The 13,902-nt window shown below is 63.8% G+C and carries 12 protein-coding genes and 1 tRNA gene; 3 read left to right on the plus strand and 10 right to left on the minus strand.

The window, feature by feature from the left end; genetic code table 11:
• Window positions 1–5 precede the first annotated feature (5 nt).
• The 3 genes from AB4Y92_RS05595 to AB4Y92_RS05605 are packed head-to-tail and all read right to left on the minus strand — an operon-like array spanning window position 6 to window position 2,259.
• On the minus strand, window positions 6–1,304 hold the full coding sequence (locus AB4Y92_RS05595; protein ID WP_441818730.1) for a PilW family protein: 1,299 nt from the start codon (window positions 1,302–1,304) through the stop codon (window positions 6–8).
• On the minus strand, window positions 1,247–1,738 hold the full coding sequence (gene pilV, locus AB4Y92_RS05600; RefSeq protein ID WP_441818731.1) for a type IV pilus modification protein PilV: 492 nt from the start codon (window positions 1,736–1,738) through the stop codon (window positions 1,247–1,249). Before pilV ends, AB4Y92_RS05595 begins: the two co-directional genes overlap by 58 nt.
• The gene (locus AB4Y92_RS05605) at window positions 1,738–2,259 is read right to left on the minus strand and encodes a GspH/FimT family pseudopilin (protein ID WP_441818732.1); all 522 of its coding nucleotides are present in this window, start codon (window positions 2,257–2,259) and stop codon (window positions 1,738–1,740) included. Before AB4Y92_RS05605 ends, pilV begins: the two co-directional genes overlap by 1 nt.
• A 239-nt stretch (window positions 2,260–2,498) precedes the next feature.
• Between AB4Y92_RS05605 and AB4Y92_RS05610 the strand changes: the two genes are divergently transcribed.
• A complete protein-coding gene (locus tag AB4Y92_RS05610; protein ID WP_441818733.1) occupies window positions 2,499–3,158 on the plus strand; it encodes a GspH/FimT family protein in 660 nt (219 codons plus the stop codon).
• Window positions 3,159–3,210: 52 nt separating this feature from the next.
• On the opposite strand, the gene AB4Y92_RS05615 is transcribed toward AB4Y92_RS05610, so the two are convergent.
• The 7 genes from AB4Y92_RS05615 to grxD form a co-directional block, all read right to left on the minus strand.
• A tRNA-Asn gene (locus tag AB4Y92_RS05615) sits at window positions 3,211–3,287 on the minus strand.
• Between the two features lie 88 nt (window positions 3,288–3,375).
• Complete coding sequence (gene ppnN / locus AB4Y92_RS05620; protein ID WP_215057008.1) at window positions 3,376–4,758, minus strand: nucleotide 5'-monophosphate nucleosidase PpnN; 1,383 nt, start codon at window positions 4,756–4,758, stop codon at window positions 3,376–3,378.
• Between the two features lie 177 nt (window positions 4,759–4,935).
• A complete protein-coding gene (locus AB4Y92_RS05625) occupies window positions 4,936–5,499 on the minus strand; it encodes a hypothetical protein (RefSeq protein ID WP_441818734.1) in 564 nt (187 codons plus the stop codon).
• 169 nt (window positions 5,500–5,668) lie between these two features.
• Window positions 5,669–8,869: a TonB-dependent receptor gene (locus AB4Y92_RS05630; RefSeq protein ID WP_441818824.1), complete on the minus strand. Its 3,201-nt coding sequence runs from the start codon at window positions 8,867–8,869 to the stop codon at window positions 5,669–5,671.
• A gap of 456 nt (window positions 8,870–9,325) precedes the next feature.
• The gene (locus tag AB4Y92_RS05635) at window positions 9,326–9,919 is read right to left on the minus strand and encodes a YhgN family NAAT transporter (RefSeq protein ID WP_441818735.1); all 594 of its coding nucleotides are present in this window, start codon (window positions 9,917–9,919) and stop codon (window positions 9,326–9,328) included.
• A gap of 11 nt (window positions 9,920–9,930) precedes the next feature.
• Entirely contained in the window at window positions 9,931–10,659 is a 729-nt protein-coding gene (locus AB4Y92_RS05640; protein WP_441818825.1) for an SDR family NAD(P)-dependent oxidoreductase, read from the minus strand.
• A 32-nt stretch (window positions 10,660–10,691) separates the two neighbouring features.
• Window positions 10,692–11,012 carry a Grx4 family monothiol glutaredoxin gene (gene grxD / locus AB4Y92_RS05645; RefSeq protein ID WP_057943755.1) on the minus strand — a complete coding sequence of 107 codons (321 nt, stop codon included), beginning with the start codon at window positions 11,010–11,012 and terminating at the stop codon, window positions 10,692–10,694.
• 192 nt (window positions 11,013–11,204) lie between these two features.
• Between grxD and AB4Y92_RS05650 the strand changes: the two genes are divergently transcribed.
• Together AB4Y92_RS05650 and AB4Y92_RS05655 are read left to right on the plus strand one after the other, a co-directional pair.
• Window positions 11,205–11,783, plus strand: a complete 579-nt coding sequence (locus tag AB4Y92_RS05650) for a superoxide dismutase (protein ID WP_441818736.1) — start codon at window positions 11,205–11,207, stop codon at window positions 11,781–11,783.
• Window positions 11,784–11,936: 153 nt separating this feature from the next.
• Window positions 11,937–13,814 (plus strand): esterase/lipase family protein, encoded by a 1,878-nt coding sequence (locus AB4Y92_RS05655; protein ID WP_441818737.1) that lies wholly within the window; start codon window positions 11,937–11,939, stop codon window positions 13,812–13,814.
• Window positions 13,815–13,902: the final 88 nt, after the last annotated feature.

The raw sequence follows: 13,902 nt of genomic DNA on the forward strand, positions 1-13,902 counted from the left end.
GGACCTCAGTTTCCGTACAGTCGGTTGCGCAGAGCGATATTGGTTTCGTAGACGGTGCGATAGCGCTTGTCGTCGGGCAGCGTCAGCTGGGTGCCGAGCGAACGCTGCACGGCCGTGCGCTTCTGCGCGGAGGCTGGATCGGTGCTGCGGATCAACAGACCGACCTGCATTTCACCGACTCGCTGCCAGCCGCCGCTGCTGCTGCTGTTGGGCAACAAGGTCGCGGCGGTGCGCACCGAATCGATGACACCAGTCGGCGATTGGGCCGGATCGGTCACCGTGTCCTGGCCGTAAAGCAGTTGCATGTTCTCCACGCCCTCCACGACTTCCTCCGCGATGCCGGTGTCGGCATCCAACGACAGGGCGCCGGCTCCCGGAAGGGCAGTGAAGCGCGCGCGATAGAGCACGAACTCATTGTCTTGCGGCCGTGGCTTTTTCGGCAGCTTGAAGCCCACGTAATAGACCAGGCTCTCCGCGCGATACAGACGCGCCTGCCCCTTGGCGAAGGTGTCGGAACCGTCGAATGCGCTCTTATTCAGTCCGTTTGTCTGTACGGTGATTTGCTTGGCGCCGCCCACATCATCGACTTTGGTCGCCTGGAACATCACTGCCGAACGGCAATCGGCGATGCCGAACAATCCCGGGTTGGCCGATGTCTTGGTCAATACACCCCATTGCGTGGCATTGATTTGGATCGTGGCCGGATCGCCGGTAACGAAACCCGTCACTTCGGCGCTTTCCGGAGACAGGGAGCGCAGTACGACGATGTCGCTGCCGCGAATCGGCGTGGGCTTCAACGCGGCGAAGAATCCGGTCGTCAGCGCCGGCGACCAGTCCCCCGCCGCTCCCTCGACCGGATCGGAGGAAAGATTCAGCGTATCGGTCGGCGCGGTGCCGGTCGCTTCGTAGCCGCGGATCGAATAGTCGAAGCGCAAGGGCTCGCTCGCAGCCGGCATGCTGTTGTAATCGGCGCGATTCGGCAGGAACAACTCGCCGAACATGCCATTACCGGCATAGAAATGAGCCTGGTCGGACACGCAACCGAAATGCCCGCTCATTCGCGCGTCGCGCTGCAAGGCGTCGATGGCGAAACGCGAGCTTTCCTGAGCGCGGGCCAGCCCCTGCGCCATCTGGTAGGACGCGCGAGAGGTCGAAAATATCTGGATCAGGCCCAGCACCAACAGCGTGCTAAGCAGCAGCGCCACCATCAATTCGATCAGCGACAGGCCCGTTTGCAGTCGTCGGCTCACAGCGCACTCTCCATCACGAATTCGGTTGCCTTGGCGCCCGGAAGCTTGTTCCACCGCAGCTCATCGTCCCAGGTAATCACGATGCTCACGGTCTTGTTCGCGTTCACCTTGACCACGGCCTTGCCCGTTTCGCCCAGCGCCTCGCGCAACCGGCAGGTGAAACTCGCCTTGCGATCGTCCGGAGTGAGCTTGTTGAGCTTGGCGCAATTGGCGTTGGCGGTAGCCGAGGAGGCGTTGTAAGTTCCGTCGTATTTCGCCGCGAGCAAACGATTGGAGCGGATATCGTCGAGCAGATCGTTGGACAGATTGGTCGCGATCGTGCGCTGATTCGAGCTCTGCGACAGGCGCAGGTTGGTGGCCTGCAGCATCGCCAGACCCAGCAGACCGATACCGAGCACCAGCACCGCCATCAATACTTCGATCAGGCTCAGGCCGCGCTGGCGCGCGCCGAAAGCGGGCGATTCACGACGCGAAAGTCGGCGACTCATCATGGGCAGATCCCCCGGGTGACGGTTACGCGTCCGGTGCGACTGATGTCGAACGAGCGGACGTTGTACGCGCCGGGCTTGCACTGCGCGGCCTTGATGGTGAAAGCGCGCGTCTTCTGATCCAGGGTGCGGCCGCGATGGTCGAAACCGATCTCGTTGAAATTAGTGACGGTGGTAACGATGCCTTGCTGCGGCTCGATGACGCGCTTGACCTTGCTGGCGTTGAACTCGTTGTTGCCGTTTTCATCGGTCCAGACCAGCATGCCCGCGCTCGGGCCCCAGGTCGGCGCGCATTGGGCGCCGTCCAGGGTCGGGCAGACGCGCGCGCTGCTCTTGCTGCGCAGCGCCTCGGCCCGGGCGAGATTGATCGTCGCCAGGATCTGATTGGTCGCGGTGGATACGCGATTGGAACGAATCGACTCGGTAAACGAAGGCAGCGCCAGCGCGAGCAGGATCGCGGCGATCCCGATCGTCACCATGAGCTCGATCAATGTGAAACCGGCGGCCGGCCGACTAGCCATGAGCGTTTCTCTTCCCCAGAGGTCGATCAGGATGCTAACAGTCGGAATTACCTAGAAAAGGTGCCACACCGACGAGCGGTCGGGCGGAGTTGGTCAGTGGTTTTGCGCCTCGGAATTGTCCGACAGACGTCACGCCTTAGTCCTACCGGCGGTCGCGGTGCGATCCGCTTCCGGCTCGACTGCGCGCAGCCGAAGCTGTCCGCACCCCGATTTGAACCCCCGCTGCCAAGGAATGGCCCATGCGCGCCAAGCTTCTCGATCCCTTCGAATTCGCCGCCGCGATAGTGTTGGTGAGCCTGCTCAGCGTGCTCGCCTGCGCCGCGTTCGGCGCCCCTACCCGCACCGGCCGAGCCGAATTGTTGCGCAGCGGCCTGGACGGCTTGTTCGCGCAAGCCGGCCGGCGCGCCGTCGCCAGCGGCTTGCCGGTGGTGCTGTGCCCGGTCGATGTCGGCTTTTCCTGCACCGGCGGCGGCGACTGGAGCCGCGGCTGGATCGGCTTCACGGACGAAAACGGCACTCGGCAATACGACGGCGACGACGAACTGCTACGCCGCGACCTGCCCCTGCCCGACGGCGTGCGCCTTTACGCCTTCGCCGGCCGCAGTCACCTGCGTTTCGAGCCGCGCGCGGGCCGCATGGTCACCGGCGGCGGCTTCGTCGTGTGCGATCCGCGCCGACCGGCCGAGCCGGTGGCGCTGAAGCTGTCGGAGGAAGGACGCTTGCGGCTGGAAACGCCTCCTCCGAGCGCGGCGGAGCAATGCGCGGTGAAACGACCGGTCGCGACTACGCCGGCAATAGATGTTTCGCCGGCGAAGCGGCCGTTCATTTCGACTATCCGGCGTCGCGCCGGCATCCATGCCGCCGAGCGAGTCTCGGGCGGAAATCCAGGTCCCGGCTAAAAATGCCGGACAAAAAGAAAGGCCCCGCATTTCTGCGAGGCCTTCCGGTATTTGGCGCCCGAAGTTGGACTCGAACCAACGACCCCCTGATTAACAGTCAAGTGCTCTAACCGGCTGAGCTATTCGGGCGGGGCTGCATATGATGCTTATTGATCCGGCCGGCGTCAACACTTCGCGATAAAAAAGTGAAAAACGCCGGCTTTTCAGCGCTCGCGGCTCAGGTTACGACGCGATAGCAGGGCTTGTACTCGCCGGCGATCTTCATCCGGCGCTGCTCGACGAAGGCTCGCAGCAGCTCGTCCAGTGACTGCATCATGTCGGTATCGCCGTGGATCTCGAACGGGCCGAATTCCTCGATCCGGCGCATGCCGTCCTCCTTGACGTTGCCGGCGACGATGCCCGAGAACGCGCGGCGCAGATCGGCCGCCAGTTCGTGCGGCTTGCGGCCGTGGTGCAGGTCCAGCGCCGCCATCGCCTCATGGGTCGGGATGAACGGCTGCTGGAACGTCAGCGGGATGTCGATCGACCAGTTGAAGTAGAACGAATCCTTCTGCTCGATCCGGTACTCGCGCACCTTGCGGATGCCGTGCGCCATGCGCTTGGCGACCTGCTCCGGGTTGCCGACGATGATCTCGTAGCGCGAAGTCGCCGCCTCGCCCAGGGTCAGGCGCAGGAACTTGTCGATCTGCTCGAAATACGGCGCCGACGCGGTCGGGCCGGTCAGGATCAGCGGGAACGGCAGACCGGCGTTTTCCTCGCGCAGCAGGATGCCCAGCAGGTACAGGATCTCCTCGGCCGTGCCGACGCCGCCCGGGAACACGATGATGCCGTGGCCCATGCGCACGAAGGCCTCCAGGCGCTTCTCGATGTCCGGCATGATCACCAGGTGATTGACGATCGGGTTCGGCGACTCGGCGGCGATGATGCCCGGCTCGGTGATGCCGATGTAGCGCATGTTGCGCTTGCGCTGCTTGGCGTGGGCGATGGTCGCGCCCTTCATCGGGCCCTTCATCGCGCCCGGGCCGCAGCCGGTGCAGATGTCCAGGCCGCGCAGGCCCAGCTCGTAGCCGACCTGCTTGGTGTAGATGTATTCGTCGCGCGAGATCGAGTGGCCGCCCCAGCACACCACCAGGTTCGGGTCGGCCGGGTGCAGGATGCGCGCGTTGCGCAGCAGGCCGAACACCGAGTCGGTGAGGCCGTCGCTGCTGGCCAGGTCGCGGCCGCCGCCCTTGCCCAGCTCGATCGCGGTATAGGCCAGGTCGCGGACCACCGCGAACAGCAGCTCGGCGACGCCGCGGATGATGTCGCCATCGACGAAAGCCATCGCCGGCGCGTGGCGCAGGTCGATGCGCACACCGCGGTCCTGCTGGTGGACCTCGATGTCGAAGTCGGGATACAGCTCGCGCGCCGCGCGCGGGTCGTCGGAGGCGCTGCCGCTGGTCAGCACCGCCAGGGCGCAGCGACGCAGCAGGTCGTGCATGCCGGTGGAGGCGTCGCGCAGGCGCGCGACCTCGTCACGGGACAGAACATCGAGCCCGCCCTTGGGATAGATGCGGGCGTTGACCGTCGGCAGGACGGCCGTTTGAGGGGGTGCGGTCATTGCGTTTTTCTCAAGAGTTTTCATGGTCTAACGGCGCAAGACTCTAGCAGTTTGTGGACATCTGCGGTGACGTCTTCGACCAACTTAAACACCCTTAAAGAATAAACGATACCCGGAATAAAAACGGCCGGGACATGCCCGGCCGCGGTCAGCAGTAAAGCCGCCCAAGAGAATTAATTACGGAATTTGCAATACCGGCGGCAATCCCTGCGCCGAATCGCACGGAAGCTCTTCAGAGGTAGAAAGAACATGCTCAGGATTCGCTTCGTCGTAGAAGTAATAGTAGCTTCGAACAAGACCATCTGCAAAGGTAATAAAGAGTGGATCACGGTGAGTCAGCCCACCGTAGAAGTTAATAACTGACAAGTGCGCTTGCACTGCCAAGGTAGCATATGCCTCTCGCTCCGCAGGCGATGCCGTGCAAGTCACGTAGGAATAAGGATTGCTCGGATTTCTGGGTATAGTCCAGTAATTATTGCCGTCACTCCCCCCACCGACGGCACCGCCCGGCCATGGCGGGCAATATTGAGTATAAATATCGCAAGTACCGCCCGCGCAGGTAACGTCATAGGGATTAAGCTCGCAAAACGTCTTCTCTTTCTCCGCTGCATGAACGACACCGCCCTGCCCGCCCGGGAAGACCATCGCGCCCAACGCCAGCAGCACCGTCATTACACTCGAAAACAGACCAAGCCAACCACGCCGCGCAACGACATCTTTATCTTTGAACTGCTGCTTCATTGCTTCACTCCATTGATTGAACAGTCAGAACAGAAATTATTCGAGTCCATGTCCAAATAAACATTCCGGACTCGCTTTCGAATCTAGCACAGCAGATCGCGCGAACATGAGACAAAAAAAAGGCCGGCGATAGCGCCGGCCTTTTTTCGTACTCGTCCTAACTCACGGGTCAGAAGCGGTAGCGGAAGCTCACCTGAGCCGCCCAGCGCGAGATGCCCTTCTCGTCGTAGATCTGCTCGGGATCCGGGGTGTTGAAGCGGTAGACGTACTTGCCGGTCGCCGGATCGACGCCGCCGTACTCGACCACGCCGCGCATGCCCGGGAACGCCACTTCTTCGACGCGGCCCCACTTCTTATTGAGCAGGTTGCCGACGTTCATGATGTCAACGGCCAGCTCAGCCTTGTGGCCTTCCCAGAAGCCCGGCAGTTCCTGCGCGATGTGCAGGTCGAACTGGTTGACCCACTTGCCGCGCACGTCGTTGCGCTCGGCGACCTGGCCCAGATGGCTGCGCAGGTATTCGTTGCCGTTGACGTAGTTCCAGAACGCCTGCTGCTCGGCCGGGTTGCGGAAGATCACGTCGCCCACGCCCTTCGGGATGTACAGCAGATCGTTCAGACGGCCGTCGCCGTTGGCGTCGTTGTCGAACGCGTAGCTGTACGGACGGCCCGAGCGACCTTCGTACACCAGCGAGACGATGGTGTTGTAGTCGCCGAAGAAGGCGTGCTTCCAGTTGACGTTGGCGGTGAAGCGGTCGCGGATCTCATAGGCCGAACGCGCGGCCACTTCTTCGTTGGCCTGGAACACGCCGACGTTGCCGAGCTGCGAGCTCGAGGTCGAGCTGGTCAGCGGGCTGACTTCGGTGGCGTGGGTGAAGGTGTACGCCACGCCCCATGCCCAATCGCTGTTGTTGAACGGCTTGTTCAACGAAATGGTGAGCTGCTGGCTTTCGCCCTTCGACGTATTGCGGGCGATGATGGCGTCGTTGTAGGTCTTGTTGCGCTTCGTACGCGCGTCCACGCCGCTATTCACGCAGCCAGGACCGCCGACCAGACCGGTCTCGCCCGTGCAGGCGCTACCGTCCGCATTCCAGCTCAACGGACTCAGGCCTTTGGCGTCCCAATAGATGGCGCGACCGTCCTGGCCGACCTTGGTCGCCGAACCGAGGTTCAACTGCTGGTAATACAGAGCATCGTTGACCTTGGTCACAACGCCCTCGATCGCCGCGACCATGCCGTACCACGGCAACTCGGTATCGAACGCCAGGTTGGCCTTCCACACCGACGGCAGGCTCAGATCTTTCTCGAGGAAGTCGATCGACTGCGTATTACCCTGACCCGCGGTGATCAGACCCAGCTGAGCGTCCGGATTCGGGCTGAACTTGTTGATGCCGGTGTTGAAAATATAGTCGGTATACGACACGCCGTTGTTCGAATACGGGTTGGCCAGCCACACGGTCGGCGAACCGCCCTTGAACAGGCCGATACCGCCGCGCAGCTGAGTCGGACGCTCGCTGTCGAAGGTGTAGTTGAAGCCGAAGCGCGGCTGCCACAGGTCGCTGCCGTCGATGTTGGCATCGTTGCGGGTGCCGAAGAAATTGGAAGCAGCGGCGTTGTAGGTCGGCTTTTCATCGACCATCGCGCGATCGTAGCGCACACCGAAGGTCAGGGTCAGCTTGTCGTTGACCGCCCAGGTGTCCTGCACGAACAGGCCGAGGTTCTTCTGGGTGAAGCCGGCGGCCATGTTGTCGAGATCGCCGCCGCGCGGAGCGAACAACTGGTAGCGGCTGGAGACACCGGCGGCATAGTTGGCGATCGAACTGAAGGTATACACGCCATTGATGCGGCGACCGAACAGGTTATAGACCTCGTTCGACTCGTAGTCGGCACCGAACTTGATCGTGTGCGCATCGAGGAACAAGTTGCCGGCGAAGAAGCCGTTCCAGGTCTTGGTTTCCAGGATGTTGGCCTGGGTGTTTTCTTCGGTGCCGAAGTTCAGCGTGTTGCTGCCCACGCGCACGCCGATCGCCGGCAGATCGAACTGCGGGTTACGCACGGCCGAATAGTCGCGGTAGGAGACCTTGGCTTCGGTCGAGAAGTTGTCGGTCCAGTCGCTGAACAGTTGCGCGGTGTAGGTCTTGAACTCGAAGTCCTGCACGTAGTGGTACGAGCTCAGCGCCAGCGAGTTGGAACCGAAGCCCTGCAGGAACGCGGTGCTCTGCTTGCTCTGCGCGTAGCGGAAATTGGCGCGGTGACGATCGCTGATGTTCCAGTCGATCTTCAGGCCGTATTCCTCGCTCGTAGTGTCGAGCGGCGGCAGCGACAAGTTACCCGGGTCGAAGCCGTAGGTATTCTTGGAGATATTGATGATCTGGTTGATCTGATCCTGGGTGATATTGACGATATTGTTCGCGCCCGAGCCCGGAGGGCCGAAGGCCGAATTACCGGTGAACAACTCCTTGCCGGTGTACTTCTCGTAGTTGGCGAAGAAGAACAGCCTGTCCTTGATCAGCGGGCCGCCGAAGGTGCCGCCATAGGTACTTTCGCTATCGAACAGATGCGGACGCGCGTTGGCCGAATTCTTGCCCGACCAGTCGTTGTCGCGATAGACGCCGTACACCGAACCGTGGAAATCGTTCGTGCCCGACTTGGTGACGGCGTTGATCACGCCGCCGGTGCCGCCGGCGATGGTGACGTCGTAATTGGCGACGTCGATCGAGACTTCGTCGATCACGTCCATCGAGAACGGCTGCTTCGGCGTCGGCAGGCCGTTGCCGCCCAGGCCGAAGGAGTCGTTGGTGCTGACGCCGTCGACGCGGATCACGTTGTAGCGCGGGTTCTGGCCGCCGACGGAGATTTCGTTGCGCGACTTGTCGGTCTGCACGACGCGCGGGTCGAGGCGGACGAAGTCCTGCAGGTTGCGGTTGATGGTCGGCATCTGCTCGAGCTGCTGGCGGGTCACGACCGAGCCGGCGCCCATCTTGTTGGCCGAGAACACTTCCGAGGCCGCCGCGGCGACCGCCTGGACGGACTCCAGGGTGGTGACCGAGTTGTTCAGCGAAACATCGACTTCGTTGACCTTGTCGAGGTTCAGGTAGACCCCGTCCTGGCTCGCGGTGCCGCCGCCTTCCTTATTGATCACGACGGTGTACGGACCGCCGACGCGCAGACCGCGAGCGTTGTAGCGACCATCGGCGCCGGTGGTGGCGCGGCTGACCGTGCCCGATTCGGTGTGGGTGATGGTGACTTCGGCGTTCTGCACCGGCTGGCCGTCGGAGCCGACGACACGACCGGCGATACCGGCGGAGGTGCTCTGCGCGAATACGGGAGCGGTAGCGAGTACGGCGAGCAGACCAAGCGCGAGCTTGGACATGCGGACGCGGTTCTGATGGGTCATTACAGTGGCCTCAGGACGTTAGGAATGCGTGGCGGAGTATCGACAGGCGCGGCTTTGCGCCGCGGCCGTGCACGAGGAATTGATTTGGCTAGCCCCTGACCCGCGCGACCAGTGGCCCGCCGGGTTAACAGCAGTTTAACAGGCTAGGCAGGCTCTGTGACAGAGACGTGACCGTCATCAAGCCTTGTCACACGGTGACGGTGGCCACAACAGAACTGCCAGACAGCGCAAAGTTGTATAACCGGGCGCGCGGGATGTGCCAGGTGGGTTGGCGAGGCGTATGGGGCAGAAGCCGGGATTGAGGGGAATGGGGATCAGGGAATGGAAGAGTCCGGGGCGAGCGGCCAAAACGAACAAGGCCCGCTCGGGGGCGGGCCTTCCAGTGTTTCTAACCATTCCCTGCTCCCCACTCCCTTCATTCCCCGCCTTCAACTACGGCGGCCCGGGCAGATAGGCCCCCAGCCCGTCGAGGATCATCTGCACCGAGATCGCCACCAGCAGCATGCCCATCAGGCGCTCGATCGCGATCAGGGCGCGGCGGCCCAGCAGCTTGTAGAGGATGGTGGCCGAGAACAGGATCGCCGAGGTCGCGCCCCAGGCGATCATCAGCGCCAGGCTCCAGTCGCCCAGGCGCGAGGGGTCGTTGCTGCCCATCAGCATCACCGCGGCCATGCCCGAGGGGCCGGCCACCAGCGGGATCGCCATCGGCACGATGAAGGGCTCGCCGTCCGGGATCTCGCCCATCAGCCCTTCCGGCGGCGGGAAGATCATGCGGATGCCGATCAGGAACAGCACGATGCCGCCGGCGATGGACACCGACTCCTGGCGCAGGTGCATCAGCTCCAGCGCGTACTTGCCGCCCCACAGGAACACCATCAGCACGCCCAGCGCGATCAGCAGCTCGCGCGCGAGCACGATGCGCTGGCGCTTGGGCGGGAGCCCGCGCAGCAGGCTCAGGAACACCGGGATATTGCCCAGCGGGTCCAGGATGATGAACAGCAGCAGCGCGGCCGAGGCGATGGTCATGGTCGGCGGGTTCAGAGCGCGGGCGCCCAGACTTGGCCGCGATGGATCGCGCCCTGCGCCGACAACAGGCTCACGCAGGCCTCGGCGTAGGCGCCCGGGTCGCGCGCGGAGCGGTCGTTTTCTTCCACATAGGCGCGCGCGCGCAGCGGCGTGCGCATCGGTCCGGGACGCAGCCCGGCCACGCGGATGCTGGAATTGGCCAGTTCGGCATGCAGGATGCCGACCAGCGCGGCCAGCCCGTGCTGGGCCGCGCCGTAACCACCCCAGTAGGCCTGGCCGACCCGCTGCGGATCGTCCAGGGCGAACACCAGGGCCGAATCGGCCGACTTGGCCAGCAACGGCAGGCAGGCCTGCGACAGCCACCACGGCGCGGTCAGATTGACGTGCACGGCGCGCGCGAACGCGGCCGGATCGGTCTGCGCCAGCGGGGTCAGGCCGGGGAAATCTGCTGCGCAGTGGAGCACGCCATCGAGATGGCCGAGCTCGCTGTCGATGCGCGCGGCCATTTCGGCGTAGTCGTCGGGCTGCGCGCCTTCCAGGTCCAGCGGGTACAGCAGCGGCTCGGGCCCGATCTGGGCCAGGGCGTCGTACACGCGGTTCAACTTCGGCAGCTTGCGGCCGAGCAGCACCACCGTCGCGCCGGCGCGCGTGCAGGCCGCGGCCGCGGCGGCGCCGAGGCCGCCGTTGGCGCCGGTGATCAGAACCACCCGGCCGGCCAACGCCAGCGAGGCATCGTCCATGCCCGCGGCGTTCGAACTGACGGCGCCGGAATTCACTGCGTCTGGGTCTCGCTGATCATCCGCGCCAGCTCGCCGGACTCGAACAGCTCCAGGGTGATGTCGCAACCGCCGATCAGCTCGCCGTGGATGAAAAGCTGCGGGAACGTCGGCCAGTTCGAGTAGCGCGGCAGATTGGCGCGAATCTCCGCGTCTTCCAGGACATTGACCGTATGCAGCGCGGTCGCGCCGGCGGACTTCAGAGCCTGCACGGCGCGGCTGGAGAAGCCGCACATCGGGAACTGCGCGGTGCCCTTCATGAAAAGGACGATCGGATGGGCTTCGACTTCGGCCTGGATCCGTTCCATAACGGACATGGGTACTGCTCCTGCGATGGTTTGTTGCCGACTTTGACGGTTCGGCAACGAAACGTGGGGATAGAATATGAATTGTAAGCCTTCGCGGCGTCGCCGACGCGTCCGGCCCGGAACTCCATCGTCCCGGGAGCGGAACGCCGGCCGCGGCGCCCTCCGCTAGCCAGCCCCCCTCGAAACTTTAGGAGCCCGCCAATGGCCATCGAATTGCCTGCCCTGCCCTACGACCGCACCGCGCTCGAACCCACCATCTCCGGCGAGACCATCGACTTCCACTACGGCAAGCACCACAAGGCCTACGTCGATAATCTCAACAAGATGATCGAAGGCACCGAGTTCGCCTCGCTGTCGCTGGAAGAGATCATCCGCAAGTCGCAGGGCGGCATGTTCAACAACGCCGCCCAGATCTGGAACCACACCTTCTACTGGAACTGCCTGTCGCCCAAGGGCGGCGGCGAGCCCAGCGGCAAGCTGGCCGAGCTCATCAACAAGGCCTTCGGCGACTTCGCCAAGTTCAAGGAAGAGTTCACCAAGACCGCCGTGGGCACCTTCGGCTCGGGCTGGGGCTGGCTGGTGCAGCGCCCGGACGGTTCGCTGGCCCTGGTCAGCACCCCGAACGCGGCCACCCCGCTGACCGGCGAAGACACCGCCCTGCTGACCTGCGATGTGTGGGAACACGCCTACTACATCGACTACCGCAACGCCCGTCCGAAGTACGTCGAGGCGTTCTGGAACCTGGTCAACTGGGACTTCGTGGCTTCGAACCTGAAGTAAGCGCCCAGCGTCATCGCGATACCGAAACGGCCGGGGAAACCCGGCCGTTTCTTTTTGGGCGCCGACCCGGCGACGCGCGGCAGACCGGTTCGCGGCGCGAATTACGTTGCCCGGTATGGACCCAGAACGTCGAAGCCAGGGAGTGCACGCGAGATGAGCAGCATCGGCCCCACCCTGCCGGGCCGCGCGCGCGGCAAGTCGCCGACCGGCCGCGCCTGGCTGAACCTGCTGTTCGCCTGCGCCTTCGCGCTGCTGGCCTGCGGCTGTCCGGGCCCGGCGCCCACGCCCGACGACACCGGAACCAGGAACAGCGCCAAACCGCAGCCGGTCAACACCACCGATCCGTACTGGGTGCATCAGGGCAATCCGCACGCCAAGATCGCGGTGGTCTTCGTCCACGGCATCTTCGGCGACACCAGCGGCACCTGGACCAACGCCAACGGCACGCGCTTCTTCGATCTGCTGCGGTCGGCGCCCGGCATCGGCGACAAGGTCGATATCTACGCCTTCGGTTTCACCTCGCGCATGTTCGCGCAAGGCTCGCTCGACATCCGCGAGGCCTCGCTGAAGCTGCACGAGTACCTCGACTATCACGGCGTGAGCCAGTACGACTCGGTCGTCTTCGTCGCCCACAGCATGGGCGGCCTGGTGGTGATGCGCGAACTCATCAGTCATCCCGACCTCAGCGCGAAAACGCCACTGCTGATGTTGTACGCGACGCCGCAGGAAGGCTCGCAGATCACCAACATCGCCAAGTACATCGTCGTCAACAACAACGCGATCCGGCAGATGCTGCCGGCCGACGCCAACGACTACCTCAAACAGCTCAGCGACGACTGGATGGGGCTCAAGAGCAGCGGCGCGGCGCCGAAAGTGATCTGCGCCTACGAAACGGTGAAGACCGGCCCGGTGATGATCGTGCCCTGGACCAGCGCCACCCGCTTCTGCGACGAAGCGCCGCCCGGCATCGCCGGCGCCGATCACATCACCATCGTCAAACCCGACCGGCAGGAACACGAATCGGTGGTCAAGCTGGTCAATGCGCTGCGCAAGTACGCCTTGCCGCGCCTGGATGCCACGACCTGGGAAACCCCGGATTTCTCCCCGGAAACCGACAAGTGGGTCTACACCTTGGCGCAGGCCAACGATCTCAATCACGCCGGATTGATCAACAAGAGCCAGGCCCGGCAGGACTACAGGATCGTCTTGCCCGCGAACTCCAAACTATGGATTTCGCCGGAACAGACACCGCGCAGCGTCGCGCCGGGCAATCGCGAGGATCTGCGATTGTTCGTGTACGGCGAGCTGCAGCCCGAATACAGCTTCGTGCTGCAGTTGGCCTCGCTTCCGCAGCGCACGGTACTGGTGCGCATCCCCAATCTGAGCGCGGCCAAGGCGGCCAAGGCGCAGCAGATCGAAGCGATCGCCCAGGCCGTGAACGGGCGTATCGAATCGCAGGCGGGCGACGCATCGTTCAAAGCGCTGTCGGACGAAAACAAATGGCAGCTGCTGGCCGACACCGCGCAAAGCTCGATCGCCGAGAGCTCGCCCGAGCTGCCGGCCGGCGCGCGCTGGGTCGCCGCCGCCGATCTGTTGTCGCAGTTGGGCATCCTCGAATCCTCGGCGCTGGCCATGCGCATCGTCGAGAAGGACTATCCGCAGACCGCGCAATCGCCCGCGGTGCGCCAGCTCGCCGCGCAGGTGTCCGCGCAGTCGGGCAAGAAAGACGTATTCGTGACCACTCCGATGCCGAGACTCAAGGACAAAGAATCCGCGCTGCCGCGCAACGAAGTGGTGCTGGCCAGCGCCGGCGACAGTCAGGCGCTGCTGGAATTGGCCAAGCACCTGGAAAGCACGCCGGCGACCAAGAGCAACGGCCTGTCGCTGAAGGGCGACATCCTCAAATCGCGCGGCGACGAAGCCGGCGCCGCGCGCGCCTACTCGGAAGCCAAGTCGATCCGCTTCACTCCGGTGCTGGATTCCAAGTTCAAGCACGCGGCGGCGAGTGCTCAGCAAGGTCGCGAGATCTGAGCGAGCGGCGGCGCCATTCCTCGCGCGGGCATCCCGCGCAAGCTTTCAGGGCGGGTTTCGCCCTCGATGCAAGCGATGTGACTTCCGG

The organism is Lysobacter sp. TAB13, from assembly GCF_052113885.1.
Lineage (GTDB): Bacteria > Pseudomonadota > Gammaproteobacteria > Xanthomonadales > Xanthomonadaceae > Lysobacter > Lysobacter gummosus.

What these genes read in the sequence shown, in the direction of transcription:
- pilV (WP_441818731.1), bottom strand. Translation starts at nt 1,738, where the DNA reads ATGAGTCGCCGACTTTCGCGTCGTGAATCGCCCGCTTTCGGCGCGCGC.
- AB4Y92_RS05605 (WP_441818732.1), bottom strand. Translation starts at nt 2,259, where the DNA reads ATGGCTAGTCGGCCGGCCGCCGGTTTCACATTGATCGAGCTCATGGTG.
- AB4Y92_RS05610 (WP_441818733.1), top strand. Translation starts at nt 2,499, where the DNA reads ATGCGCGCCAAGCTTCTCGATCCCTTCGAATTCGCCGCCGCGATAGTG.
- ppnN (WP_215057008.1), bottom strand. Translation starts at nt 4,758, where the DNA reads ATGACCGCACCCCCTCAAACGGCCGTCCTGCCGACGGTCAACGCCCGC.
- AB4Y92_RS05625 (WP_441818734.1), bottom strand. Translation starts at nt 5,499, where the DNA reads ATGAAGCAGCAGTTCAAAGATAAAGATGTCGTTGCGCGGCGTGGTTGG.
- AB4Y92_RS05630 (WP_441818824.1), bottom strand. Translation starts at nt 8,869, where the DNA reads ATGTCCAAGCTCGCGCTTGGTCTGCTCGCCGTACTCGCTACCGCTCCC.
- AB4Y92_RS05635 (WP_441818735.1), bottom strand. Translation starts at nt 9,919, where the DNA reads ATGACCATCGCCTCGGCCGCGCTGCTGCTGTTCATCATCCTGGACCCG.
- AB4Y92_RS05640 (WP_441818825.1), bottom strand. Translation starts at nt 10,659, where the DNA reads ATGGACGATGCCTCGCTGGCGTTGGCCGGCCGGGTGGTTCTGATCACC.
- grxD (WP_057943755.1), bottom strand. Translation starts at nt 11,012, where the DNA reads ATGTCCGTTATGGAACGGATCCAGGCCGAAGTCGAAGCCCATCCGATC.
- AB4Y92_RS05650 (WP_441818736.1), top strand. Translation starts at nt 11,205, where the DNA reads ATGGCCATCGAATTGCCTGCCCTGCCCTACGACCGCACCGCGCTCGAA.
- AB4Y92_RS05655 (WP_441818737.1), top strand. Translation starts at nt 11,937, where the DNA reads ATGAGCAGCATCGGCCCCACCCTGCCGGGCCGCGCGCGCGGCAAGTCG.